This window comes from Planktothricoides raciborskii GIHE-MW2 (assembly GCF_040564635.1).
GTDB lineage: Bacteria > Cyanobacteriota > Cyanobacteriia > Cyanobacteriales > Laspinemataceae > Planktothricoides > Planktothricoides raciborskii.
Window position 1 is genome coordinate 4,183,245 of record NZ_CP159837.1, and the last position, 25,532, is coordinate 4,208,776.

21 protein-coding genes and 1 tRNA gene are annotated in these 25,532 nt (G+C 43.2%); 13 read left to right on the plus strand and 9 right to left on the minus strand.

What is annotated here, in order from left to right; translation table 11 throughout:
- Window positions 1-116: 116 nt before the first annotated feature.
- Window positions 117-626, plus strand: coding sequence for an allophycocyanin subunit beta (gene apcB / locus ABWT76_RS17920; protein ID WP_190878759.1), 510 nt, complete (start codon window positions 117-119; stop codon window positions 624-626).
- 252 nt (window positions 627-878) lie between these two features.
- On the opposite strand, the gene ABWT76_RS17925 is transcribed toward apcB, so the two are convergent.
- Complete coding sequence (locus ABWT76_RS17925; protein ID WP_054468833.1) at window positions 879-1,079, minus strand: hypothetical protein; 201 nt, start codon at window positions 1,077-1,079, stop codon at window positions 879-881.
- 292 nt (window positions 1,080-1,371) lie between these two features.
- On the opposite strand from ABWT76_RS17925, the gene ABWT76_RS17930 reads away from it, so the two are divergent.
- Window positions 1,372-2,187 carry a TlyA family RNA methyltransferase gene (locus ABWT76_RS17930; RefSeq protein WP_054468830.1) on the plus strand — a complete coding sequence of 272 codons (816 nt, stop codon included), beginning with the start codon at window positions 1,372-1,374 and terminating at the stop codon, window positions 2,185-2,187.
- Between the two features lie 499 nt (window positions 2,188-2,686).
- Here ABWT76_RS17930 and ABWT76_RS17935 read toward each other — a convergent pair whose 3' ends face one another.
- On the minus strand, window positions 2,687-3,040 hold the full coding sequence (locus tag ABWT76_RS17935; RefSeq protein ID WP_354634717.1) for a hypothetical protein: 354 nt from the start codon (window positions 3,038-3,040) through the stop codon (window positions 2,687-2,689).
- A 456-nt stretch (window positions 3,041-3,496) separates the two neighbouring features.
- Window positions 3,497-3,784, minus strand: a complete 288-nt coding sequence (locus ABWT76_RS17940; protein ID WP_054468827.1) for a hypothetical protein — start codon at window positions 3,782-3,784, stop codon at window positions 3,497-3,499.
- A 987-nt stretch (window positions 3,785-4,771) separates the two neighbouring features.
- Here ABWT76_RS17940 and ABWT76_RS17945 point away from each other — a divergent pair.
- The gene (locus ABWT76_RS17945) at window positions 4,772-4,930 is read left to right on the plus strand and encodes a hypothetical protein (protein ID WP_354634718.1); all 159 of its coding nucleotides are present in this window, start codon (window positions 4,772-4,774) and stop codon (window positions 4,928-4,930) included.
- A gap of 308 nt (window positions 4,931-5,238) precedes the next feature.
- Here ABWT76_RS17945 and ABWT76_RS17950 read toward each other — a convergent pair whose 3' ends face one another.
- Entirely contained in the window at window positions 5,239-5,646 is a 408-nt protein-coding gene (locus ABWT76_RS17950; RefSeq protein ID WP_054468839.1) for a phosphomannose isomerase type II C-terminal cupin domain, read from the minus strand.
- A 158-nt stretch (window positions 5,647-5,804) separates the two neighbouring features.
- A complete protein-coding gene (locus tag ABWT76_RS17955; RefSeq protein WP_054468823.1) occupies window positions 5,805-6,854 on the minus strand; it encodes a mannose-1-phosphate guanylyltransferase in 1,050 nt (349 codons plus the stop codon).
- A 122-nt stretch (window positions 6,855-6,976) separates the two neighbouring features.
- On the opposite strand from ABWT76_RS17955, the gene ABWT76_RS17960 reads away from it, so the two are divergent.
- The 5 genes from ABWT76_RS17960 to chlP all read left to right on the plus strand — a co-directional run bounded on the left by ABWT76_RS17960 (window position 6,977) and on the right by chlP (window position 11,279).
- The gene (locus ABWT76_RS17960; RefSeq protein WP_354634719.1) at window positions 6,977-8,263 is read left to right on the plus strand and encodes an LCP family protein; all 1,287 of its coding nucleotides are present in this window, start codon (window positions 6,977-6,979) and stop codon (window positions 8,261-8,263) included.
- Between the two features lie 604 nt (window positions 8,264-8,867).
- Window positions 8,868-9,095 carry a DNA-directed RNA polymerase subunit omega gene (locus ABWT76_RS17965; RefSeq protein ID WP_054468819.1) on the plus strand — a complete coding sequence of 76 codons (228 nt, stop codon included), beginning with the start codon at window positions 8,868-8,870 and terminating at the stop codon, window positions 9,093-9,095.
- A gap of 154 nt (window positions 9,096-9,249) precedes the next feature.
- Window positions 9,250-9,615 carry a DUF1818 family protein gene (locus ABWT76_RS17970; protein WP_354634720.1) on the plus strand — a complete coding sequence of 122 codons (366 nt, stop codon included), beginning with the start codon at window positions 9,250-9,252 and terminating at the stop codon, window positions 9,613-9,615.
- 49 nt (window positions 9,616-9,664) lie between these two features.
- Window positions 9,665-9,738, plus strand: a tRNA-Pro gene (locus ABWT76_RS17975).
- 320 nt (window positions 9,739-10,058) lie between these two features.
- On the plus strand, window positions 10,059-11,279 hold the full coding sequence (gene chlP / locus ABWT76_RS17980) for a geranylgeranyl reductase (RefSeq protein WP_054468815.1): 1,221 nt from the start codon (window positions 10,059-10,061) through the stop codon (window positions 11,277-11,279).
- Window positions 11,280-11,381: 102 nt separating this feature from the next.
- Here chlP and ABWT76_RS17985 read toward each other — a convergent pair whose 3' ends face one another.
- Window positions 11,382-12,380: an NAD(P)/FAD-dependent oxidoreductase gene (locus tag ABWT76_RS17985; RefSeq protein WP_054468813.1), complete on the minus strand. Its 999-nt coding sequence runs from the start codon at window positions 12,378-12,380 to the stop codon at window positions 11,382-11,384.
- A gap of 292 nt (window positions 12,381-12,672) precedes the next feature.
- Between ABWT76_RS17985 and ABWT76_RS17990 the strand changes: the two genes are divergently transcribed.
- Together ABWT76_RS17990 and ABWT76_RS17995 are read left to right on the plus strand one after the other, a co-directional pair.
- Window positions 12,673-15,024 carry a TRAFs-binding domain-containing protein gene (locus ABWT76_RS17990; RefSeq protein WP_354634721.1) on the plus strand — a complete coding sequence of 784 codons (2,352 nt, stop codon included), beginning with the start codon at window positions 12,673-12,675 and terminating at the stop codon, window positions 15,022-15,024.
- Between the two features lie 168 nt (window positions 15,025-15,192).
- Window positions 15,193-15,627 (plus strand): hypothetical protein, encoded by a 435-nt coding sequence (locus ABWT76_RS17995; protein WP_054468810.1) that lies wholly within the window; start codon window positions 15,193-15,195, stop codon window positions 15,625-15,627.
- 140 nt (window positions 15,628-15,767) lie between these two features.
- Here ABWT76_RS17995 and ABWT76_RS18000 read toward each other — a convergent pair whose 3' ends face one another.
- The 3 genes from ABWT76_RS18000 to pckA form a co-directional block, all read right to left on the minus strand.
- Window positions 15,768-16,448: a DUF6714 family protein gene (locus ABWT76_RS18000; RefSeq protein ID WP_072160875.1), complete on the minus strand. Its 681-nt coding sequence runs from the start codon at window positions 16,446-16,448 to the stop codon at window positions 15,768-15,770.
- Window positions 16,449-16,842: 394 nt separating this feature from the next.
- Window positions 16,843-17,871, minus strand: coding sequence for a type I glyceraldehyde-3-phosphate dehydrogenase (gap, locus tag ABWT76_RS18005; protein ID WP_054468808.1), 1,029 nt, complete (start codon window positions 17,869-17,871; stop codon window positions 16,843-16,845).
- A gap of 333 nt (window positions 17,872-18,204) precedes the next feature.
- The gene (gene pckA, locus ABWT76_RS18010) at window positions 18,205-19,965 is read right to left on the minus strand and encodes a phosphoenolpyruvate carboxykinase (ATP) (RefSeq protein ID WP_054468806.1); all 1,761 of its coding nucleotides are present in this window, start codon (window positions 19,963-19,965) and stop codon (window positions 18,205-18,207) included.
- A 1,981-nt stretch (window positions 19,966-21,946) separates the two neighbouring features.
- On the opposite strand from pckA, the gene ABWT76_RS18015 reads away from it, so the two are divergent.
- From ABWT76_RS18015 to phaE, 3 genes are all read left to right on the plus strand, one after another.
- Entirely contained in the window at window positions 21,947-23,137 is a 1,191-nt protein-coding gene (locus tag ABWT76_RS18015; protein ID WP_054468804.1) for a thiolase family protein, read from the plus strand.
- A 252-nt stretch (window positions 23,138-23,389) separates the two neighbouring features.
- The gene (locus tag ABWT76_RS18020) at window positions 23,390-24,139 is read left to right on the plus strand and encodes an SDR family oxidoreductase (RefSeq protein ID WP_054468802.1); all 750 of its coding nucleotides are present in this window, start codon (window positions 23,390-23,392) and stop codon (window positions 24,137-24,139) included.
- A gap of 316 nt (window positions 24,140-24,455) precedes the next feature.
- Window positions 24,456-25,427, plus strand: a complete 972-nt coding sequence (gene phaE, locus ABWT76_RS18025; protein WP_054468800.1) for a class III poly(R)-hydroxyalkanoic acid synthase subunit PhaE — start codon at window positions 24,456-24,458, stop codon at window positions 25,425-25,427.
- Window positions 25,428-25,532: the final 105 nt, after the last annotated feature.

Consider the following 25,532-nt stretch of genomic DNA (forward strand, 5'->3'; position numbering starts at 1 on the left):
TCTTTGGGTAAATAACTCTGGGTGGTCAGATATGGCGCTGACAGCGGGTAATCATAAGGTATGGATTGAGTTACAAATCGTAACTCTTTTGTTGATAATTTTGGGAGAAGAATTTAATGCGGGACGCAGTAACAAGTCTAATTAAAAATTATGATGTGACAGGTCGTTACCTGGATCGGAATGCGATCGATCAACTGAAATCCTATTTTGAAACTGGCAGCACACGAGTCCAAGCGGCGACGGTGATTAACGCCAATGCGGCTGCCCTGGTGAAGCAAGCCGGTTCTCAGTTATTTTCCGATCTACCGGAACTGATTCGTCCTGGTGGTAATGCTTATACGACTCGTCGCTATGCTGCGTGCTTGCGGGATATGGACTATTACCTGCGCTATGCCACTTATGCCCTGGTTGCTGGTAGCACCGATGTGCTGGATGAGCGCGTCCTCCAAGGGTTACGGGAAACCTATAATTCCTTGAGTGTACCCATTGGCCCGACGGTGGTGGGGATTGGGATTCTCAAGGATATGGTGAAAGGGACTGTAGAAGCAGCGGGAATTCAGCCCGGTGATTGGTTGGATGAGCCTTTCGATCATATGATCCGGGAATTGGCTGAAACAGATGTTTAATTGTGAGATTTGCGTGGAGGAAATGCGATCGCCTGGATCTGTTAAATTTTGCCTCTCTGGTGGTGGCAAAATTTCTATCCTTTGATGATTGATTGCCTTGCGTTAGTTTCAATTATCGGTTTCCATCATCGGTGTGGCGGCTGCTGTGGTGAATTAACTCGACGGTGAGTTGTTTGTCACAGTAAACGCTACACCGTTATTTTTTATTGGTATTTTTATGGCTAATTTATGGCTAAATTTTTTTTGACTAAGTTAGAAAATTGCCAGATCGCCCCAGAAGTCGCAATGAGCAAGCAGTTCTTTTATTTTTAGACAATCGGTTAAAGATTTTTTAATGGCTGAAACGGTTCCTGTGGGATAGACGATGTAGATGCTTTCTCCACTGACGATCGCCATAGGCGGATTTTCATCGGATGCAACAACTGCATCCGCTCGGTATTTGACGGTAGACATAGCACATTCCCTGGTATAAGTCAACAGTAATTTTACTGATTTTTTGTCTTTATATTTTTATTGTCTGTTAATTTTTATCAAAAAGATGTGATGATAATCACGATTTTTTGTGATTTGTGACACTGATTTGAGTGAGAGAGAGCGCTGCAAGTTTTTACCGAGTTTTTACGGAGAAAGGATGATGAAAGCTCCGGTTTTGTTTTGGTAAGATTTCAGGGGCGATTCCCTTTCGGGATCGCTGCGCGAATCGCTGGTTTTGGTGAGATGAACAAGCATAAGGATGATTTGAAGTATGGCGAAACAACGACTCGACACATTATTAGTAGAATTCAACCTCTGCTCTTCTCGGCAACAAGCTCAAAGGCTGATCCGCGCTGGGGAGGTGATGGTGGATCGCCAGGTAATTGATAAACCAGGCACCGAGGTGAAAATTGATGCAAAAATCGAGGTAAAAGAGCGATCGCCCTACGTTTCCAGAGGGGGCGAAAAACTAGCCAAAGCTTTGGCGGTTTATCCCATAACTGTAGCAAATCGGATTTGTTTGGATGGGGGCATTTCTACTGGCGGTTTTACCGATTGTTTGCTGCAAGCAGGCGCCCGGTTAGTGTATGGCATTGATGTGGGTTATGGTCAGGTGGATTGGGGTTTGCGGAACGATCCCCGTGTGGTGTTGCGGGAACGCACGAATATCCGCCACTTGACCAGGGATGAGTTATATGGCGATCGCCCAGAATTGCCGGACTTGGGGGTGGTAGATGTTTCCTTTATTTCTTTAACCAAAGTTATGCCAGCCCTTTGGGAATTGTTGCAACCACCGAGAGAAGTGGTTTGGTTGGTCAAGCCACAGTTTGAGGTGGGGCGATCGCGGGTGGGGAAAAATGGGGTAGTCAGGGATCCGGACGACCAAGGGTCAGCAATTTTTCAAGTGTTACAAGCTGCCCAAGAATTTGGCTGGCAATATCGCGGCTTAATTTGGTCGCCGATCGCCGGACCTGCGGGTAATATTGAGTATTTACTCTGGTTGGCAATGGATAGTGAAACCCCGGCGCCGGACTTAGGGGCGATTAAAGAAATCACTAAAGCGGCCCAACAAAATGTGAAAAAGTGAGCAGAAATGAGAAACCGGCTTTTTTTGAAAAAAACCCGGTTTGTTAGCAATATTCTCGCTTACTCCCCAACCCCCCTTAAAACTGCGATCGGCTTTTTGGGTTGGGAAAGCATTCTTGTCTATTATTATAGGTGCGATCGGCTCAGAAGGCGCCGATACCTTCGACATTGGGCTAAGGGGGGTTGGGGGCTTTGAATGAGTTTTGCCAGAAGTCTAATCAATCTTTACAGTAGTTTCTCACATATTCACTAAATACTGGAGACAATTTAAACAAAGTTTTATCCGGCTTAATTTTTGTGACTATATATCTGTATTGTAAAGATTGTAAACCCTTAACAAAATCCACTGAAGACAAAGCTAAATTTTCTTTTAATTCTTCTCTAGACCTAGGTTGATCAAATTTACTTAATTCTAAGAGTATTTGCTGTTCAATTGGTGATATACGGTTAAATAAATTGTAAAAATAAAGTTGCATTTTTTGAGTAGCAACTAAGCTAGCTTATGCTAAAAAATCTGCTGCATCACCATCATAAATATATTGAATTAAACTGGCAATATCTTTTAAGTAAGTGGGATTACCTTCATAAAGCTGAATTAATTTTAACCAACTATCTTGATTATTTAAACCTGTGTTGTCTAAAATATTAATGTCATATAAGCCTAATAATTCTAAAGCTTTAACGGGATATAGGCGAGCGTCTAAACATTGCATTTCAGCACATTTTTCTTGACTGATTAATATAATATTACTTTGATGCTCTGTTTCAGCGATCGTGGTGAATAAATTTTGATAATCTTTATATTCAGCTTGATATTGTCCAGCGAATTGTCCCGGAGTAAAGATATGCTGCACATCATCAATAATGATTAAACATCGCTTTTATTTTAAGAAATTTAATAACTGGCGAACCGGCGATTTTTTAAAATTTTCTGGAGTTTCAACTGTGGTTAATATTTCGGTGATAACTTGATTTAAGGAGGGAGTTAATTCAAGATTTTTCCAAATAATTACTTGAAAGCTATCTAAGTTTAAATCAATAAATCTTCTAACTAAAACAGTTTTGCCAATTCCTGATAATCCTAAAACCGAGATTAAAGGAGTATTTTGATTAAATATCCAGTTAGAAAGGGTTTGTAATTCAGTTTCTCTGTTAGAAAATTTGATTACTTTAGGCGCTAAGGTTAAATCGAGATAACTTAATTTATTCTTGATAATATTTTCTTGTTCTTGTTTATTTAGTCGCCTTAAAGCTTGTGTATGACAAAAATTATTATTATTATTGCTATTTATAATAACATGATTTAAGAATTATTTTGGGGATGAGTTTGGGTATGATTCAATATTTAATTTTTCAAAAGTAGAACAAAAATTATTCTTTTTTATATCTTCACCTAATGCTTTAGATAAAAGGTTCCATAACTCATAACCTACATCTCTAATTCTACTTTCACTATGCTGACACTCCTCTGCTATAACTTGATAGGTTTGACCTTGCCATGCTCCTTTAATGACTGTTTCTTGTAAATCATTTAAGTGTTTTCCTGTTTGGGATAAAATTAAGCGATCGGTTATTTGTAAAATTTCTGTAATAGTCATAGAACTCATTAACACTAAGGTTTTTATTCATTAAACTTTATTGTACTACGATATTTTACGATAATCTAGGACATTATTCTTAAATTTTATTAACAATTTACACGATAAAATACGGCTGTATGGTAATCAAGATTGCTTATTGTGTATAATTAAGACGTATATTTTAATTGAAAATAATTTGTTAAAAGAGGTAAATTTAGTGTTAAAAAAATTATTAAAATAGTTAAATAAACGGCATTAGTTAGTGGTCTTTGTTTAGGTTTGCTTAGTAGTAGTTTTATTATTAATCAAGCTTCTACTCAAGCGTATTGATGTATGGAATGATGATTGTGACATCATTCCAGATGAAGTTCTTCCAGAAGTTATTCCAGGAAGTGACTTTTTTGATGTATATCTATATAACAAGTCAAGCCAAACTATCTGGGTTGCTGTTCATTCTCGTCGTGATGGCAAGGAAGGTGTTCGTGAGGAATGTTCAACACATGATGGTGGCGAAGCTTGTATGGTTGGTGAAGAACCAACACAGTGGATCACTGATGGATATTGGCAAATTGAACCAGGTCAAAAAATATTCGTCTTGGGTGAAAATGCAAGAATTAGTAACCGATACATCTATTTCCATGCTCATACATAAGATGGTAACTACTGGGGAGATATGAATTCACAATTTCCTGTTAATGGTGTTTTTAAACCTTTTTTCCAGGCTGACATGGGTGGCAATATTACCGTTTACACTCAGTCTTTTAGTGATTAGACCTCTTGCGAAAGTCAAAACGTTTCAAATGTCATACTGAACGTAACGTAGTGAAGCGAAGTATATCAAAGATTCTTCGCTTTTACACTTATCACTAATTACCATTATTGGTAAGAGAATTTTAAGGGTTAAGGGTGCGATCGCTTTTCTGGTAGTAAGATAGGCGATTCCGCTTTGATCGGATCGCTGCGCGAATCGCTTAATTTGAGACGGTGCCAGCTATCGAAGAATAAATGAAAAAAAATTACAAAATCACGAAAAAGCGCGAAAAAATTAGTCAATTATTTGCGATATTCTTCGGACTTATGGAAGAAAATACAGTTGAGGTAATTTGGCTAGAAGTTAAAAAATTAGGCGCTTCCATTACCGATGTAAGAGTTTTGGTTCAGTGAAAAGATTGGTGGAGATTTGCTTCAAAGATCAATTAATTCTCCTAATTTGAAAATGTACGATGCTTTTGCCAAACTGATTTAGACTCGCTATATCAAGAATATTAAAGGCGATTTTTATGATTCGCTAATCAATAGACAACAAAGCTTTCATCGCCGATCGCTCCCCTCAACCCCCCTTAAAAACGGAGGCTTACAGCAGTTTCATCTTCCTCTGTCTCTCTGTGGTAAAAACTTATCTATTCAAAAAACAAAAATCAACAAAAAAAACAGGGTTTTTTTGCACAAAAAAACCCTGTTTATAAATCATACTATTTCCAGGTTACGGCTTCTTCGTCCGATAAGCGAACGGTGTCATCATCGCCTAAATAGTCACCATTTTGGACTTCAATCATCACCAGAGGAATAACCCCCGGATTTTCTACATGGTGGGGAGTGCAAGAAGGTACATAGGTGGACTGGTTGGGCATAACCAAAGTTTCTTTGTTGTTACAAACGACTTTAGCTGTACCAGAAACTACGATCCAATGTTCACTGCGATGATAGTGAACTTGGGTCATCATCCGATGTCCGGGTTTGACTTCTACCCGACTAATCCGATAACGGGATCCGGTTTCTAAGACTGTAACTGCGCCCCAATATTTAGATTCGGTTTCTCCCTCTGCTGCTTGGGTGGTGGGGATGGGATCTTGTTGACTTTCTTTGATTTCGTTGCTCATTATTTTCTCCGATAATTTTTTGTTGGTTGTTAGTTGTTGGTTATTGGTTGTTGGTTGTTGGTTATTGGGTAGGGATTCTTTGGTTCTTGGTTGGATCGACAAATAACAATCAACAAATAACAAACAACAAACAACAATCAACAATCAACAATCAACAATTAACATTCTTGACTAAATTTAGGATGGTCTTGCAGTTTTTTCAGAACTTGCTTGATTTCTTGGGTGCGGTCTTTTTTGACGATTAGGGTGACTTTACCATCGCGCACCACCACCATATCTTCTAGTCCAATGGTGACAATTAGATCGTCCTCCCCAGTGGCATAGAATAAAGACCCGGTGGTATCAAGTCCCAAATGTTGGGCTAGTTCTACATTGGGTTTGTCCCCTTGAAGTAAGCGGGCGATCGCATTCCAGTCCCCCAAATCATCCCAACCAAAATCCACGGGTAAGACATAAGCCAGTTTAGTCTTTTCCATCAGAGCATAGTCAATACTCTTTTTGGGAACTTCCCCATAACCAGCCACCCCAATGGATGCGATCGGGTTGACAATTTCTGGGGCATATTGCCTTAGTTCGTCGAGAACCACGCCTCCTCGGAAAATAAACATCCCACTATTCCAGCTAAACCGACCCGTGGCCAAAAACTCCTCAGCAGTAGCCAGATCCGGTTTTTCTGTAAACCGGCTGACCTGGTAAGCGGGCAACCCACCAAATTCTCCTACGGCTTCTCCTTGTTCAATATAGCCGTAGCCGGTGGCGGCATAACCCGGTTTGACCCCCAAGGTGACGATCGCCCGTTTTTCTCTGGCTAACTCACTGGCAGCGGTTAAAGTTTGCTCAAAAACCTCTGGTTTGTCAATCCAATGGTCTGCGGGGAAGAACCCGATCGCCGCATCTTCCCCATAACGTTGGACAATTTCCCAGGTACTCCAAGCCACTGCTGGGGCGGTGTCTCGTCCTTCCGGTTCTAGGAGTAAATTTTCCGGTGGCAAGTCCGGCAACTGTTCTCGCAAAGCGTCGATTAAATCACCCCGCGAGACTACCCATAAATTTTGCCAACCGCCACTAATATCTAATAAGCGATCGGCGGTAGCTTGTAACAGCGATCGGCCACTGCCATCTAAGCTTAAAAACTGCTTCGGTCGTTGCTGGCGGCTGAGGGGCCAGAAGCGTTCCCCTTTTCCTCCCGCCAGAATCACAGGTATCATTACTGTGTGGTTTATCATTATATATGTGATATATGTGGTGTGCTTATTTTAGGATGCAGATAGAATGCGTCTAGAATGCAGATCCGACAAAAATACTCATTCTTCCGAAATCATTCATTGAGATGGTAGCACGGCTAATCTACTGGGGCTTTACTGGTTCACTGATCGCCATCACCGCCGCCACTCTTGGCGGGGTTGCCGCTTTATTGCGACCCAATTTTCCCCCACTGCCATTAGAATCCTATTTTTATCCCAAAAATAAATTAACCCCAGGATTTAAGCAATATCAACTCTCGCGACCAATCAATCTTTTGATCATGGGAGTCGATCCGGTAATTCCTGCTTCAGCATCTGGGGAATTCCCCGCAGCCGATATGTTTTCCGGTCGCAGTGATACGATGATTTTACTCCGCTGCGATCCCGCTAATTATTCTATTACACTTTTATGGATTCCTCGCGATACTTTAGTCAAAATTCCCGAACATGGCTACGGGAAAATTAATCAAGCAAATGCGATCGGGGGTGCGGCCTTAGCGTCACGAGTAGTCAGTCTTAACTTTAACTATATTCCCATCGATCGCTATGTGAGAATTCGCACTAGCGCTTTAAGTGAATTAGTTGATTTACTTGGCGGGGTAGAAATATTTGTTCCCGCTGCCATGTCTTATACAGATATCACCGGCCAATTAACCATTAATTTATCTCCCGGTTGGCAAACCATTAATGGCAATCAAGCGATGCAATTTGCCCGATTTAGAAGTGATGAATTAGGAGATATTAGGCGCATTCAAAGACAACAATCGTTATTAGGGGCATTGCGTCAAAGGATTTATAATCCAGCCTTAATCAGCGCTTGGCCTCAAATAATTTCAATTTTTCGACAGTACATTGACACCAACCTGACCACGGAAGAAATGCTGACTTTAGTCAATTTTATCGTTCAAGACCAGCCCCCGCAGTTAAAAATGCTGATGCTGCCCGGTAAATTTAGTAATTCCCCCAAGGATGCAAGTGGCGATTGGTTGGTTTATGCGGGTATTCGACAGCAAATTATTCAAGAACATTTTCAGGATAAACCCGTAAACTTTGCAGAAAATCGCCCCGTTCCTAAAACGATTAAAATTGCGATTCAAAATGCTACAGATCACCACAAAGACAGTGAGAAATTAGCCCAATATCTAAAATCCCAAGGATTTAAAAACGTTTATGAAATTGAACCCTGGGCGATCGCCCAACGTCAAAGTCTGATTATCGCGCAAAAAGGCAATATTCAAGAAGCAGAATGGCTGCAAAATTTATTGACCGTGGGCAAAGTTGAAGCCAGTTCAATTGGAGATATTAATTCTGATATTACCATTAGAGTAGGTTTAGATGTGAATCAACGATTTATGATTGAACGAAAAAAGTAATTTTTTTTATACCCAGAGGCGATTGATTAATTCATATTTTTAATTAAGCAAAAATATAATGATAAATCAGCGTTTAAATATAGGTAAAAAATTGAAATATGCCCTTTACTGATTGGAAAAAAACATGAAAAACAATCATCAAAAAAAATATTAATGTTTAGTAAATATTTATTTACCGTTGGCTTAGTGAGTGCTTTAGCCTGGTTTTGGGTGCTTTTGAGTGCCTCGCCAGTTAGCTGATTTTTTTAAATTCAGCAAATCATCAGGACGATTCAAAAAAATTTATCAAAAAAATTAAAATTACTTAAGTCCAGAAAAATCTAGAAAAAAATCCGATCGCAGTATCATAAGCAGTATAATAAATATAGGTGTTGCAGACAGGTTGACCCAAAAGGTTGAGATTCTGGATTGTCCCTAACCTGGACAAAGAATTTCTGCGCTTAAAATAAAGGTTGAATTTGTCAGGGTTTACTCAAATTAAGCCTTTAGTCCCTCTATCTTAAATGTCGGTGGACATTGTCCGCAGACCATTAAAGACGGATGGGTCAGTCCTTTTGGTGACAGACTGTTTGAACCGCGATTATCCCAATCAATTATCAGTAATATGTATCACCGTCCTCCTTCCCAGAATAATCAACTGATGCGTCAAGCAGAAGAATTGATTGCCGCCTCATCTAATCGTTACCGGATTACCGTCCAAGTGGCAAATCGGGCAAAACGTCGGCGGGCAGAAGATTTTGACAGTATGGACGAACCGGCGATGAAGCCAGTGATCCAAGCGGTGGTTGAAATGTGGGAAGAATTGAATCAACCAGAAATTATCGCTGACTAAGTGCTGGCACTATCAGCGATGATCCAGAGAAGAAGGGGCAAAGGAAGCAGCCCTTTGAAAGGGGGGAGCCGTAGGGGTGAACTGCCGGGGAGCCCTAGGGGTGAACGGCCGTTCACCCCTACTCCTTTCTCTGCCGACTGATTGACAAAAAACAATGGCAAAATTACTCAAAAGTGGCAATGGCTGGCGCATTGGCTGGGATCCAGATGCCCCCGAATATCAAGGCTTGGTCGGGACGGAAGACTGGGCGATCGAACTGACTCAGGGGGAATTAGATGATTTTTGTCGCTTGCTGATCCAATTAGCCCAAAACATGACTGTGATGGCCGATGAGTTGATGGACTCAGAAAAAATTGCTTGTGAAGCGGAGACGGATTTAGTCTGGATGCAAGTAGAAGGCTATCCCCATGCCTATAATTTGCAGGCGATCTTCAATACCGGGCGACGCTGTGAAGCCTTATGGCCAGAGACCGTTGTCCCGGAATTGCTGCACGCGGTACAAGTTCTGAAAACTTTTTGAAAAAACCCTTGCCAGGACAAAATAATGTGCTATTATGGTACAGGCAAGACGGGGCGTAGCGCAGTTTGGTAGCGCACTACCTTGGGGTGGTAGGGGTCGTGGGTTCGAATCCCGCCGCTCCGATTTGGCAAAACCATGAACCATGTTTCATGGGATGAAAATAAATCAAAAAACCGACTAATTCTAGGAAAAAATTAGTCGGTTTTTTTGTGGTTTGGAGCATTTTCGTAAGTTGCAGTCTGACCAAAATTTTGCCAGAAGTCTATGGTTGACCCCTGATTCTATGGGTAATTCTAAGGATAATCATCAAGTATTTTGTTAATTTATGTAGAAATGTTAAAGTCTGTTGCATTTCATTGAAATTCGTCAAGAGAGAATTATCGGCTCCTACAGTCCGTGATAGGATCGGATACGATCACTGAAAAAGTTTTGGGAGAAAAGTTTTGGCACTACGGGTTGCTGTTGTGGGAGGGGGTCCCGCAGGATCTTCCGCTGCGGAAACATTGGTGAAAGCAGGAATTCAAACTTACCTCTTTGAGCGCAAGCTAGACAATGCCAAACCATGTGGCGGCGCGATTCCCCTGTGTATGGTCAGTGAGTTTGACCTTCCTCCGGAAATTGTGGATCGGCGAGTCAGAAATATGAAGATGATTTCGCCTTCTAATATTGAAGTGGATCTGCACTTAGTTAAACCAGATGAATATATTGGGATGTGCCGTCGGGAAATCCTGGATGGGTTCCTGCGCGATCGCGCTGCCAAGTTGGGCGCGACGGTAATCAACGGCACCGTTCATAAGCTGGAAATTCCTACAAATAATACCAGTCCTTATGTGCTGCACTATGCGGATCATTCCGATGGCAGCGCTACTGGAGTCCAGAAAACTCTGGCAGTGGATTTGGTGATTGGTGCAGATGGGGCAAACTCTCGCGTGGCTAAAGCCATTGATGCCGGTGAATATAATTATGCGATCGCTTTCCAAGAACGCATTCGGCTGCCGGAAGATAAAATGGCCTACTACCAAGACTTAGCGGAAATGTATGTGGGCAACGATGTTTCCCCAGACTTCTACGCTTGGGTATTCCCCAAATATGACCATGTGGCCGTAGGAACCGGCACCATGAAAGTCAACCAAGCCAAAATTAAACAACTCCAGGCCGGAATTCGGGCTCGCGCCGCCAAACGTCTCGAAGGCGGCGAAATTATTAAAGTTGAAGCACACCCCATCCCCGAACATCCCCGTCCGCGTCGCGTAGTCGGTCGGGTTGCCTTAGTCGGTGATGCCGCAGGAACCGTCACCAAGTCTTCCGGTGAAGGGATTTACTTTGCGGCAAAATCAGCCCGGATGTGTGCGGAAACCATTGTGGAAGCCTCCAATGGTGGCCAACGGATTCCTACGGAAGATGACCTGAAAGTTTATCTGAAAAAGTGGGATAAACAGTATGGCATGACCTATTTGGTGCTGGATATTCTGCAACGAGTGTTTTACCGTTCCGACGCTACCCGCGAGGCATTCGTGGAAATGTGCGCGGATATGGATGTGCAGAAACTCACCTTTGACAGCTATCTCTACAAAACGGTGGTTCCAGCGAATCCTTTGGTGCAGCTAAAGATTACCGCCAAGACCATTGGTAGCTTACTCCGTGGGAATGCTTTAGCCCCATAAAACATCGCCGAACATCACTCACCGATCTCGCACTCATATTGAATCAGAATGATTTCGCGATCCAACCCCCCTGTCGATGGCAGGGGGTTTTATTTTTAATAATTACCGAGTGGCTAATAAGTTTTCTTCCCATTTACGGGGAGGAGAAGCCCGCCGAATGTTGCGCCAGATTTGAGTGGCAGCTAAAGTCCCATCGGCGACGGCGATCGAGACTTGATTGAGTCCTTGTTTTAAATCACCCAAAGCAAAAATTCGCGGATGACTGGTTTGGGCCATATTGTTGGTGATTAAGTTTTCGCCGTCCCACTCTAGTCCTTGAATTCCTTTGAGGTATTGGTTGTGGTAAATCGAACCCATGCTGACTAAACCTGTGGTGGCTTCTACAATGGTGCCATCTACCAGTTCGACGCCACTGAGTTGATGATTTTCGCCTAAAAAGCGGGCGATCGCGGCTTCATAGAGGGGATAGCCATGATCCGCGAGTTTCTGCTTCATGGCATCACTCACCGAACACAAACCATGAGTTAGCACAGAAATATAAGGAGTAAACCAGTTGAGGACAAATGCGGCATTAATTTGCCCTTCAGTCCCGGCAATTAAGACTGCTTTTTGATCCCACATATCAAAGCCGTCACAAATCATGCAGACATGGAGGGTGTAGCCTGCATAATCATAGACATTTTGCATATTATCTAGTTGGGGCAGCACATCGATAATCCCGGAAGCGGCGATTAAATATTTGCTGCGAAATACCGAACCTGTAGGATCTTTTTTGCCCACTTTCACCCGGACGGCAAAGGTTTCCCCTTCATCGATCGCTTCTTCTACATAGCCCCGTAGATGATCCGCACCCCAGGCGATCGCTTGTTCGGTGCCATCCTTTAAAATATCCCGCCCAGGGGTATGAGGATCTAGTCCGACATAGTTGCGAAGATCCTGCATCCAAAAAGATCGCCCTTTGCCTTTTTCCACTATCAGGCATTTCAGACCATAGCGAGCGAGATAAATGGCGGCAGAAATTCCCCCCATACCGCCACCGACTACTATGGCATCATAGAGGGTGTCCAGGCGAGTTTCCAGATTTTTACTAGAGAGTTTCATTTCTGATGCTCCGAAATCTATTTGTTTAATTAAAATTGTAGATGCAATTCTTTGGCAATAACAATTTTTTTGCTAAAAATTTTAGTCAGCCCAGGGATATGGAACCCGAAAAAATGTCAGAGATTCACGGCTATATTCACGGCTATATTAAAGAAGGTTAAGGGCGATCCGCTTTCTGAGGGCGAGGGAATCGCCACAATAGATATAACCATAGATATAATATAAACAAATATTTTCCCACAAAGTGACCGTCTTCAATTGAATCATTTTTTAGGCAAAGGAGAAAAATATCTTGAATTACCAGCCAAAACCCATAGATACGGAAAAGGTGATTCTGACCACTGAACACCTAAAACTCACTGAGTTGTTAGCGAAAAACACCCACGAACTTTGGTCACAACAGCGATTAGCCGATGGTTGGAAATATGGAGAAAAACGGGATGATGTCAAAAAAGAACATCCCTGTTTAGTTCCTTATGAAGATTTACCGGAATCGGAGAAAGAATACGATCGCCGCACCGCATTAGGTGCGATTAAAACTTTTTTGGCGTTAGGCTATCGGATTGAAGGAAATGCCACTAATTTATCAGCATATCAAAATTGGTTCCCCAATCAGAATGAAAATAACGGCGATACGACAACAAATTTAGTGCCAATTTTAGAAAGTTTAAAAAAGTCCTCTGAGTTGAATTTACTTTCTTTGCTGCAAATAAAACGAGAAACTATTCATCTCCATCCGAAAACTCCCGATATTTATCGAGTATTGGGGGATTCAATCCTCCGTTTAGGTGAGCCTTTAATGGCTTATGATGTGATTGCTGAAGGGTTAGAAAAATGGCCTAATGATATTCGTTTACAGCAATTAATGGCTTTAGCTTTGGCGCGTAGCGGTGCCACTCATCGGGCTAATTCGATGCTCTTGGAACTGCTAGAATCAGGACATCACGATGAAGAAACCATTAGTCTTTTGGCTCGGACGCATAAAGATTTAGGTCTCCAAACTACGGATCCAGAAGAGAAAAAAGAACAGTTAAAATTAGCGGCGAAACGGTATAAAGAAGCCTATCAGCGTAGTGATAGTTATTATCCGGGAATTAACGCCGCAACAATGGCTATGTTAATCGGGGACAAAAAAGAGGCGTTTACCCTAGCAGAAGAGGTGCGCGATCGCTGTTTAGCGCAATTACAACGGTTGCAGCAAAGAACCAGTGATGATTATTGGTTGGTGGCGACTTTAGGCGAAAGTTGTCTAATTTTACAGCAATTTTCCGAAGCCAAACAATGGTATGCTCGCGCTGTCCAGTTGGGAGAAAAACGCTTTGGGGATTTAAGTTCTACTCGACGCAATGCCACTTTATTATTAAAATATGCAGAAACCGGGTGGCCATCGGCAACTATGCGGGACTTATTGCCCATTCCTCGCGTGGCGGTATTTACAGGACACATGATTGACCAACCCGATCGCCCATCTCCCAGATTTCCCCTAGAATTAGAAACCGAAGTATATCAAGCTATTCGCGATCGCCTCCAAAAATTAGACGCTCGTTTGGGTTATGCTTCTGCCGCTTGCGGGGCAGATATTTTATTTCTGGAAGCGATCCTAGAATTGGGAGGTGAAGCCCATGTAGTTTTGCCCTACGAACGAGAACAATTTATTAAAGAATCAGTGGATATTATTCCTGGGAGCAATTGGGTAAAACGCTTCCATCGGGTACTGGAACAAGCCACAGAAGTAATCGTGCCTTCGCACCAATGTTTGGAACATGGCAACGTGGTTTATGAATATGCTAACCGGCTGCTTCATGGGTTAGCCAAAATGCGATCAGAACAGTTAGAAACTGACTTAGTACCCTTGGCGGTATGGGATGGCAAACCGGGAGGAGTTGGGGGGACTGGCAGTGTAGTTCAAGACTGGGAAAAATGGGGTTATCAAGTAGAGGTGATTGATTTAACGGCGATTTTGTCATCTTACGATCAAAAAATATCTTCTAGCCCGATTACAGCCATTCATAGATCACTGGCTTTGAAACAGCCGGGGATCTATGAATGGTCGATCGCCAAGCGAATTGAAGAATCTCTGCACAAGAAACCGACATCTTGTGAACGGCAAATCGTGGCTTTATTATTTGCCGATGTGGTGCAATTTTCCCGATTAACGGAGGATCGAATGTTGCCATTTTTGCAAAATTTCCTCGGTGCCGTTGCCGATTTAATCAAGCGATCGCCCCATGCCCCCGTAATGAAAAACACCTGGGGCGATGGACTATATTTTGTCTTTAATACCGTCCGAGATGCCGGATTATTTGCCCTAGAACTCTGTGAATTTATCAACCGTACCAACTGGGAAGAAAAAAACCTACCCAAAGATTTAAATTTACGCATTGCCTTACATTCAGGCCCAGTTTATCGACTCATTGATCCGGTTACTGGACAAATTAATTATATTGGATCTCATGTTTCTCATGCAGCGAGAATTGAGCCAATTTCTCCCCCCGGAAAAGTTTACGCCAGTCAAGAATTTGCCGCCATGACTTCCTCGGAAAGAGTCACAGATTTTACCTGCGATTATGTAGGACAAATTCCCCTAGCTAAAGGCTATGGCACATTTCCCACCTATCATGTTCGGCGGCGGCAAGCAGATTAAATTGAGCATATTCTAATCGAGGGTTAACAGCATTCATTGGTTATTTGTTTTGGTTATTGGTTATTGGTTATTCGTTCTTGGGTACGTCATAACCAAAGAATCTATACCCAAAGAATCCCCACCCAACAAATAACCAAAAACTAATAACCAATAAGCAGGAGTAAAAAGATGAACACTTATAAACATACCCAAATTGGCACCATGATTTTAATCGGGGCGGCTTTGATTGTACCCATGATTATTTTCTTAGTATTCAAGGGTTTTCTTTTAATTGCTGGATTCACGGCATTTATGCTGATATTGATGACCATTTTATTTGGCAGTTTGACCGTGGAAATTACTGAAACTAAAATTTATTGCTGGTTTGGGCTTGGGTTGGTTCGCAAACAGTTTGATTTAGCAGAAATTACCGCCGTGGAAACCATTCGTTATCCTTGGTATTACGGCTGGGGGATTCGGTTAACCCCCAAAGGTTGGATGTTTAACGTATCCGGTTTAGATGCGGTAGAAATTACCCGGCGATCGGGCAAGCATTTTCTGATTGGCACCGATCAACCGCATAAATTAGCCTCGGCAATTAGTCAAGCAGCGGGATTATTATAACGGGTAAAGAGGCAAAACAATAGACTTATTGCAAAATTCTGAAAAGCCGTTCGCAGCTATGCTGCGGTGCGGATCACTTTGGCGGTTTTAAGGGGGGTTGGGGGGATCGAAGCCGGTATTTTGCAAGAGATATAATTTTTTTAGGTAATATCTATCAGTTCAATAAATTCTGCGATCGCAGTAATTTGCTCATCACTAAAAAAATCAAAATGGTCGTGATGAGGCTTTTTCAAATAGTCAATGGTACTCCAGTAAGAGTTACTCTCAAACTGTTGATATTTCAAGCACCAAATCATATAAGCTGGGATATAATAGCGAAATCCTTTGCCATCCATAAAAGCAAAAACATCCGAGAAATTCTCCAGCCACTTATCTGGGATTTCCTGCCAGGGGAGATGAGCATCAATTTGGCGAGCCTGTTCCGGGTCTTCATAGTCATCTAATGCCCTGGCTTGATGGATGGTAATGCCCCCTTTAAGTTCGGTGTTTTGAAAAGCTAAAGTAATTTTAGAAATCAGGGCAATTCGCCGCTGTTCAATAATAATATCTAGGGGTTGCCAATTTGGATCTCTAAAGTCTTCAGGGGTAGGCGATCGCACCCAGTCTAACCATTCTGGTTCGCAAGCCCCAAATTCCATAAAGTTTCGTTGGGCTTGTCGTAAAGAAACTTGATTAGATTGACTAATGCGATCGCCAAATAATCGCTGGATATCTCCATCATCTTCCCAACAACAAATCGGACAAATTGAATAAGTTTCTGGTGGCGGTGCCGTTAAAGTGTGATAGCCACAGCAAGGACAGGGATATAGGGTTTGATCCATGAGGAGGCCGTCAATCGAGCGGAGGGGCGGGGGAGCAGAGGAGGAAAATTCTCTTTTCTCTTTTCTCACTTCTCTTTTCTCTAAAGCGGGGGGCTGCCCCCGTGTTCACGGGGGCAGGCTTACAGCAATTGTCTGTTTAGTAAACCACAAATACCTGTAGGGGCGAAGCATTCCGTAGGGGCGAATGGCCATTCGCCCCTACAAGATTGTACGGGTCCGCGCATTCCGGCAGTCCAGTTAATATTTTAAGTAATAAGCTATTTACCGGAATGCGCGGGCCCCTACTGCCGGAATGCGCGGGACCTACCGTGGTTCAGGAAGAAAGAAAAGCGCTGTAAGGATGGGAAAAAGCCCGGTTTATAAACAAACCGGGCTTCTTCATGCAAAAGAAATGTTAGTTCAAAATTCCTTCTTTCTTAGCCATTGATGTCATTAGATCGATCACCCGGCAGGAATAACCCCACTCGTTGTCATACCAAGAAACCACCTTAAAGAAATGGGAGTTGAGTTCAATTCCGGCATCAGCATCAAAAATACTGGAATGAGAATCACCCACAAAGTCCATAGACACCACAGCATCTTCGGTGTAACCCAGAATGCCTTTAAGGGAAGTTTCCGAAGCCTCTTTCATAGCCGCGCAAATTTCTTTGTAGCTGGTGGCTTTTTCGGTGCGGAAGGTTAAATCGACCACGGAAACGTCAGGGGTGGGAACCCGGAAAGCCATCCCGGTGAGTTTACCTTTCAGTTCTGGCAACACCAAAGTCACGGCTTTGGCTGCGCCGGTGGAAGCGGGGATAATATTTTGTCCGGCCCCACGACCACCGCGCCAGTCTTTTTTGCTCGGTCCGTCAACGGTGGGCTGAGTGGCCGTCATAGCATGAACCGTGGTCATCAGTCCTTCCACCAGACCAAATTTGTCATTAATCACTTTGGCAATGGGGGCCAAGCAGTTTGTGGTGCAACTGGCGTTAGATACAACGGTGTCTTTTGCCGGATCGAATTTGTCATGGTTGACGCCGACCAAAAAAGTTGCCACTTTCTCTGGATCTTTCGTCGGTGCAGACAGAATCACCCTTTTTGCCCCAGCAGTGATATGGTTGGCAGCGCCATCGTAGTTGGTAAATAATCCTGTAGATTCTACGACGTAATCCGCGCCCAGTTTACCCCAAGGCAATTCGGCGGGGTTTCTAACGGCGGTACAGGGAATAAATTTGCCATTGACAATCATCCCATCTTCTTTGGCTTCCACTGTGCCGGAGAATTTGCCCTGAGTGGAATCATATTTTAGTAAGTAAGCCAGGTTATCAGGGGGAACTAGGTCGTTAATGCCCACAAATTCAATATTGGGGTTGTTGATGCCAGCCCGGAAAACCAAGCGTCCGATCCGACCAAATCCATTGATACCGACTTTTAAGGTAGCCATAATTTATCCAAAACTCCTGTGAGTCCACAGAATTAACAATACAACGAGTCTTTGAGGAGGGTTGGCGCTTGATCTGGGTCTGAAAGCTAATTCCAGTCAAGCTTTAGAGTAGATTTGTGATGAGTTTGGGTCTTTAGAAAGTTTTCACTTGTGGGGGCGATCGCGCATCAGCCTGGGATCCCTTGCCCATTCCTTGCCCATCCCTTGCCCATCCCTTGCCCATCACCTAGGGCACCACCTAGGGCACCACCTAGGGCATGATCGAGAGACTTAAAATCCCCAGTAGTTCTAGATTGCTGGGGATTTCATCTAATCAATCAAACTCATTGTCTCTTAATCGACAATCGGGCCTGCGGCAACAATTTCTGGGGCTGCTTCTGGGTAGCGGGTAAAGTTTTGCACAAAGAGACTGGCTAATTTTTTGGCTTGCTGATCGTAAGCGTCGGGATCGCTCCAGGTATTCTTGGGATCGAGCATACTGTCGGGAACGCCAGGAACCGATTCCGGCACTAAGATATTGAAAATCGGGTGCGGACGGAACTGCACATTTTTCAGTGACCCATCCAGGGCGGCAGAGATCATCGCCCGGGTATGCTTAATCGCAATCCGCTTGCCCACTCCATAGGGGCCACCAGACCAGCCGGTATTCACCAGATACACTCCCACCTCGTGAGTTTGTTCGGCCAGCCGTTTGCCCAGCATTTGGGCATAAGCGGTGGCGGACAAGGGCAGGAATGGTTTACCAAAACAGGCAGAAAATGTCGCTTTTGGTTCAGTAATACCGCGTTCTGTCCCTGCTAACTTGCTGGTGTACCCGGAGATAAAATAGTACATTGCTTGTTCGGGAGTTAACTTGGCGATCGGGGGCAGCACCCCAAAGGCATCAGCGGTGAGGAAAATCACTGCATCTGGATGACCGCCCACCCCAGGAATCACCGCATTGGGAATAAACTCCATAGGATAACCCACACGAGTATTTTCCGTCAGGCGATCGCTATCATAATCAGGAATCCGAGTGTCTGCATGGAGAATCACATTTTCCATCATCGCCCCAAAGCGAATTGCGTCCCAGATTTGCGGCTCATTTTCTCGGGATAAGCGAATGGTTTTGGCGTAGCAACCGCCCTCAAAGTTAAAGATTCCTTCCCGAGACCAGCCATGTTCATCATCCCCAATCAGCTTACGATTTGGGTCAGCGGACAGAGTGGTTTTACCCGTACCGGATAGACCAAAAAATAGAGCAGTTTTGCCGTTTTCATCCATATTGGCCGAACAGTGCATGGGCAGCACATCTTGCTTGGTCATAAAATAATTCATCATGCCAAAGATAGATTTCTTGGTTTCTCCGGCATATTTAGAACCACCAATGATGACTAATTTCTTGGCAAAATGAACCACGATAAACGCTTCAGAATTAATCCCATCATCAATTTCAGGATCTCCCTGTAAACCAGGAACGGCAATCACAGTAAAATCTGCTTGATGAGTGCTGAGTTCTTCTGCGGTGGGACGAATAAAGAGTTGATGGGCAAATAAGTTTTGGGAGGCGTACTCGTTGATAATTCTCACCCCAAAACGGTATTTAGGATCAGCCCCAACATAGCCATCAAAGACATAAAGGTCACGACCTTGAACGTAGGAAATTACTCGTCGATAGAGCCGATTAAAGTTTTTCTCAGTGATGGGTACATTGGTTTTGCCCCAGTCTACTTCGTCGTGACAAGAAGACTCATCAACGATGAACTTATCATCTGGAGAACGCCCGGTATATTTGCCAGTTTTGACACATAGCGCCCCATTCTCTGCTAAAACACCTTCGCCACGGGCGAGGGAATGTTCAATCAGTTTGGCAACCGATAAATTTCGATAAACATTGCCCAGATTTTTCAGTTGTAACGATTCCAGTCCATAGGTGTTTTTTTTGTGATGATCCCAATTGTCTGCTTTGCCATCACTCAATATTTCTGATTCTCTGTCAGCTAAAGTTTTTAAAATTAGTGATGATGCTGATACATTCCGATAAATATTTCCATTGGTGTTGTCTGATTTTTCTGGGGCTTGGGTTGCCACTGGTGTGTCATTTTGACTACTCATAATATGTTCCTCATTCATAGAGATTAATTCGCTCAATTATCCGCGAGGTCAATTTTCGGTTAATTGAGTCACTTGGCCTGATTGATTCCTGCTATTCTCACTTAATTGCTGCCTCGATCGCCTGTTAACCTCGTTAGCAATCAATGGAGATGTAAGCATTTTTTGGGAAAATTTGTTGGGAAAACCTGATTTATTGGTTGTGTAACTGTCTGGAAAATCCGACGAAAGTTTCACAACCTTACCCTGAACAAGTATCTGTCTATTTGCATCGCTGAATCCATCAATGCTGTTAGTACAGATAGAAAAGAAAAATTGTCAGATATTTCTGGCGATTATGATCAATTCTTGACTTGTTGGCAAATAGGTACAAAGAACCCCCTGCTCCCAGCCTTTGAGTTTTACTCTCTCAGGATATTTAGCTGGTGATTGACGAAACATTGAAGCGATCGCTGATTTGACTAGGAGAGCAGAGCTTGCCGATCTTCCTTGGTTTGAGGATTGATGGGGGATATATCCCTCTGCGGTTTTATATGTTGTCCTGAGATATTTACTTGTCTTTTATTGATACTTAGTATTGTACACGACTTTTTAGTATTTTATATTAAAATATATTACAAGTATCCGGCCAACTTAGTCAACGGTGATATGTCATCATACTATGGCAATTTGGACAATTTTTCCTGGGGAGTTTTTGCCTGGTAAAACCATTATGGGCTTTGGTGGTCAACCACCTAAGTTTTTATGTCAAAATTTCATCACTTAATTTTCTGAATCACCGATATTTAGTCAAGACCAATCGGGTTTATATTTCTTAATCAAATCACTAGACAATTTACTAGACAATTTATTAGACAATTATCAAGAGCAAAGGATTGTCATCATGGGTTAAGTCATTATTTCCTGAGTATTTCCTCAGTCATTAGACAATTCTGGCAAAATGCTAAAAAGCAGAGTGGCGATGGATCCGCTATCGGTTGGGGGGGATCGATCCGTTATGAAAGCCAGAATTGTCTATTAAACCAATTATTAGCCGAATCACATATATATGTGAATCTATCGGTGGTCTTCTCACATCATATGAAGCACTAAATCCTCTGACCATAGCGGGCGATCGACAGCGGACATTAACCGGCCAATATTCCCGGTAGGCTTCTCGGCAATGTTTTGTCTAATGTTTAATCTAATGTTTAGCCTAATGTTTAATCTAATGTTTAGCCTAATGTTTAATCTAATGTTTACCCTAATGTTTGGCTACATGTTTGGCTAAATTTTTGGTCTGTCTAGCTGGAGAAGCCTCAGTGTGAATCCAAAATCATCCAGAATATTTTGTCCGCGAAATCCCGGAGGCTCAATTTTTGCTCATTCGTTCATGGAGGCAAGGGAAATGGGAGATCGATCGCCTGAATAAAATTGTCAGGTTCCTGTTTAAGACTAATTGGCGGATAGTTTTTCCCGTGTTTTGCCACCTTGTGATTATTTTTGCCTCAAAACTTCAAAAATAATTAATTTTTGTTACAAAAATTTATATTCAAATTATAATAATTGAAAAATAATCATGGTAAGATGGAAAACCATTAATTCACGAAAATCCCTTGAAAAGTCTGCGTTTCCGAGAAGAGATTAAAAAAAAATAAAAGTTTAACATTTTTGTTGATAAGTTTGTTAAACTTAGACCGTAAAATTTGTTGAATCTCCTCAAGTGAGTGAAAACCTATCTGGGTTTAATCAATGTATTTCTGGCTTAAAACCCAGTAAAAATATAGTGTAACCCAGGATAATTCGTCTAATTTGATCGTTTTGCGGGCGAAATAGTTTCTCCAAAGTAGAACCGAGAAAATTACTGAAGTCAAACAGGAAAAAACCGAAAAAAACCGCCAAAAAGTTAAGGAAAATCAACCAGTACAGGGAATCTCAATTTAATCATCATCTATTCCCGGAACAGGCCGAGGAAACGTAGCAGTCTAAAAAATAGCGAGGATTTATGAACGAAGCCTATATTGTTGCCGCAAAACGAACCCCGATCGGTCGCTTCGGAGGCGGTCTATCCGGTTTTTCCCCGGCTGAACTAGGCGCCCACGCGATGAAAGCCGCATTAGCAGCAGGGGGAGTGGCAGCGGAAAATTTAGATTTGTATATCTTTGGTAATGTCCTACAGGCGGGACATGGACAATTATTACCCCGTCAAGCCGCATTTAAGGCGGGAATTCCTAAGAGCGTTGATGGGTATGCGGTGAATATGGTCTGCTCTTCGGGGATGCTGAGTGTAATGAACGCTGTAACCGCCATTCGCGCTGGAGAAGCGAACCTGGTGTTAGCCGGGGGGATGGAATCAATGTCACAAACCGGGTTTTTCCTCTCTCACCGGGCTCGCTGGGGATATAAGTTCTTATTGGGCGCACCGGAACAGCTAACAGACTTGTTACTGAATGACGGCCTCTATGATTCTACAGCCCAGGAAGGCATGGGCAATCAGGTCGATCGCCTCTGTGTGGATCGCGGTGTCACTCGTCAAGACTTAGATGAAATTGCTGCCTTGTCTCAACAACGGGCTGAAGCAGCGACCAACAGCGGCAAATTTAATCAGGAAATTGCCCCAGTTGAGATTAAGGGTAAAAAAGGCCCGGAAATTATTGCAGCGGATGAAGGCATTCGCCCCGGTACTACGGCAGAAAGTCTGGCCAAACTCCGTCCCGCTTTTGATAAAGAGGGAGTTTTGACCGCTGGAAATAGTAGTCAAATTTCTGATGGGGCAGCGGCTTTAGTGGTGGCGTCTCAAGCGGCGGTGGATCAATATGGTCTGAAACCCATTGCCAAGATCCTCGGCAGCAGTATCGCTGGGGGTGAAACTTGGCGTTTCCCGGAATATCCGGTTTATGCGATTAAGAAATTATTGGATAAGTTGGGCAAGTCGATCGCGGATTTTGACTTGATTGAAAATAATGAAGCCTTTGCCCTGAATAGTCTGCTGCTTGAGAAGGATCTCAACGTTTCCCGCGACAAACAAAATATCTATGGTGGCGCGATCGCGATCGGACACCCCATTGGCGCATCCGGTGCCCGGATCATTGTCACTCTGGTGAATGCCCTGCAACAAGAAGGCGGACAACTCGGCCTTGCAGCTATCTGTCATGGCACCGGCGGCGGAACCGCGATCGCTGTGGAATTGGTTTAAGGTTATCAGTTGTTGGTTATTAGTTGTTGGTTATTAGTTATTGGTTATTGGTTAGTTAAGGAAGATTCCCCCTGAATCCGCCAATCGGGGATGAACCAACAACAAACAACAAATAACCCCCCCAACCCCCCCCTTCAAAGGGGGGCAACAACAAACAAGCAACAACAAACAACCAACAACCCACAACCATCAACAAACAACAAACAACAAATAACCAATAACCAATAACAAAATAAAAAAGGAGCAAAAATTATGTTGTCTCTCGGATTAGAAGGTAAAGTCGTCGTCGTGACAGGTGGTGCCAGAGGAATTGGGGCCACGATCGCCAAAATACTCACCGACTTAGGGGCTAAAGTGGCTTGCCTGGACGTGATCGATGGGGAAGCCCCGGAAGGCGGACTGGCAATGAAAGCCGATGTGACTAAATTAGCGGACATGGAAGCCGCTGCGGAAAAAATTGAAGCGGAACTCGGCCCAGTGTATGGGGTGGTGGCGAATGCAGGGATTACCCGCGATAACTTATTTCATAAACTGACCGAAGATGATTGGGATAAAGTAATCGATGTCAACCTCAAAGGGGTGAAAAATACCATCCAGCCTTTCTTTATTAAAATGCGCGATCGCAACGACCCGAAAAAAGAAGGCCCGAAAGATGGCGGTTCCGTCGTTGCTATTAGTTCCATTTCCGGCGATCGGGGCAACTTTGGTCAAACCAACTACTCCGCCACCAAAGCCGCAGTGATTGGCATGATGAAATCTTTGGCTTTTGAAGGGGCTCGCTTTCAAATCCGCGCTAATGCGATCGCCCCTGGATTCATCAACACCGAAATGACCGCCAAAATTCCCGACAAAGTAAAAGAAAAAATTACCGCTGAAATTCCCTTCGGTCGTTTCGGCGAACCAGAAGAAATCGCCTGGGCGGTAGCATTCTTACTCTCGCCAGTCGCCAGCAGCTACGTCAGCGGTCAAGTGCTCCGAGTCAACGGCGCTCATCACACTTAATAAATTGTTATTAGTTAAGTAGGTGGGCAGAAATAAATGCACCACAGACCCCATGAGAGGAAAGAGGATGCATAGGAAAGAGGATGCATAGGAAAGAGGATGCATAGGAAAATTCTCTATTCTCTATTCTCTATTCTCTATTCTCTCTCCTTCCTACAGGCGGGAATCCACAGCCTATCGGCGGGGAACGAAAAGTGCAATTAATTATGTTCACCTACTTATTGGTTATTGGTTATTCGTGATTATCTCAACCAATAACTAATAACTAACCAATAACTAATAACAAACAACCAATAACAAATTGAGGAAAAAAACAATGGATAAAGAAACTGCTCAATGGACAGACATGGCCGCAAAAATGGCTAACACATGGACCGAAATGGGAACCCAAATGTGGAAAAGCTGGTTTGACTTAATGGCTGCTGTCCCCACCCCGGAACAAGTATCTGCCGCCAAACCAGAAGTCAAAACCGCCACCGAACGCTTTATCAGCAATCGCGATTTATTCGTGCGATTTCTCGAACTGTCCGCCAGCGCTTGGAAAGATATGTTACCCAAAGTTGAATCTGGCGGTGACTGGCAATCTATTCTTAATAGTTACAATGAGCAACTGCGCCAACAATTTGGCAATTTCCCCATGTCTGCCATGAAAACTAGCCAAGATACGGCTCAGTTATGGCAACTTTACATGAAAGAAATGCAAACTTTCAGCCAACTTTGGGGCACTCCTTTAGGCTTATCCTTAGAACCTTGGAGCAAAGTGGGCTTAGGGGATACCAGCGGTTTGCTGGAATTAAATAACCTTTACTGGGATTTATATCAGCGCAGTTTGGGCGGTTTTGTCAAGGCTCCTGGTTTGGGCCAAAACCGAGAACTGAGTGCAAAGCTGATGGATGGCTTTGATGCTTGGACAAAACTTTATAAAGCCAATTTGGATTATCAAGTAGTCATTAGTGATGTTCAGATTCGCTCTTTTGATGCCTTGATGAAAAAATTAGTGGCTTTAGCCGAAAAAGGGCAAAAAGTCGAAAATTGGCGAGACTTCCAAGGGCTTTGGAGTCAAGTAGCTGACGATGTATTTGCCGAAGCCTTTAAGTCAGAAGATAACCTGAAACTGCGGGGTAATTTTATCAACGCTCTCAATGCTTACCGAGTTTATCAGCAAGAGTTAATGGAACTTAATATGAAAATGCTGAATGCGCCAATTCGGAGCGAAGTTGATGAAATTCATCAGAGCATTTATGAACTGAAAAAAGAAATCAAAGCTCTCAAGAAACAACTGAGTTAATGGTTGGTTGTTGGTTGTTTGTTGGTTGTTGGTTGTTGTTGGTTGTTGGTTGATTGTTGGTTGATAGAAAAAAAATTAATAACAATCAAAAATCAACAATCAACA

Coding starts and splice junctions, on each gene's coding strand:
- ABWT76_RS17965 (WP_054468819.1), top strand. CDS start 8,868: ATGTATCACCGTCCTCCTTCCCAGAATAATCAACTGATGCGTCAAGCA.
- ABWT76_RS17930 (WP_054468830.1), top strand. CDS start 1,372: ATGGCGAAACAACGACTCGACACATTATTAGTAGAATTCAACCTCTGC.
- ABWT76_RS18020 (WP_054468802.1), top strand. CDS start 23,390: ATGTTGTCTCTCGGATTAGAAGGTAAAGTCGTCGTCGTGACAGGTGGT.
- ABWT76_RS17950 (WP_054468839.1), bottom strand. CDS start 5,646: ATGAGCAACGAAATCAAAGAAAGTCAACAAGATCCCATCCCCACCACC.
- phaE (WP_054468800.1), top strand. CDS start 24,456: ATGGATAAAGAAACTGCTCAATGGACAGACATGGCCGCAAAAATGGCT.
- ABWT76_RS17970 (WP_354634720.1), top strand. CDS start 9,250: ATGGCAAAATTACTCAAAAGTGGCAATGGCTGGCGCATTGGCTGGGAT.
- apcB (WP_190878759.1), top strand. CDS start 117: ATGCGGGACGCAGTAACAAGTCTAATTAAAAATTATGATGTGACAGGT.
- ABWT76_RS17925 (WP_054468833.1), bottom strand. CDS start 1,079: ATGTCTACCGTCAAATACCGAGCGGATGCAGTTGTTGCATCCGATGAA.
- pckA (WP_054468806.1), bottom strand. CDS start 19,965: ATGAGTAGTCAAAATGACACACCAGTGGCAACCCAAGCCCCAGAAAAA.
- ABWT76_RS17955 (WP_054468823.1), bottom strand. CDS start 6,854: ATGATACCTGTGATTCTGGCGGGAGGAAAAGGGGAACGCTTCTGGCCC.
- ABWT76_RS18015 (WP_054468804.1), top strand. CDS start 21,947: ATGAACGAAGCCTATATTGTTGCCGCAAAACGAACCCCGATCGGTCGC.
- ABWT76_RS17945 (WP_354634718.1), top strand. CDS start 4,772: ATGAAAAAAAATTACAAAATCACGAAAAAGCGCGAAAAAATTAGTCAA.
- gap (WP_054468808.1), bottom strand. CDS start 17,871: ATGGCTACCTTAAAAGTCGGTATCAATGGATTTGGTCGGATCGGACGC.
- ABWT76_RS18000 (WP_072160875.1), bottom strand. CDS start 16,448: ATGGATCAAACCCTATATCCCTGTCCTTGCTGTGGCTATCACACTTTA.
- ABWT76_RS17960 (WP_354634719.1), top strand. CDS start 6,977: ATGGTAGCACGGCTAATCTACTGGGGCTTTACTGGTTCACTGATCGCC.
- ABWT76_RS17985 (WP_054468813.1), bottom strand. CDS start 12,380: ATGAAACTCTCTAGTAAAAATCTGGAAACTCGCCTGGACACCCTCTAT.
- ABWT76_RS17940 (WP_054468827.1), bottom strand. CDS start 3,784: ATGACTATTACAGAAATTTTACAAATAACCGATCGCTTAATTTTATCC.
- ABWT76_RS17995 (WP_054468810.1), top strand. CDS start 15,193: ATGAACACTTATAAACATACCCAAATTGGCACCATGATTTTAATCGGG.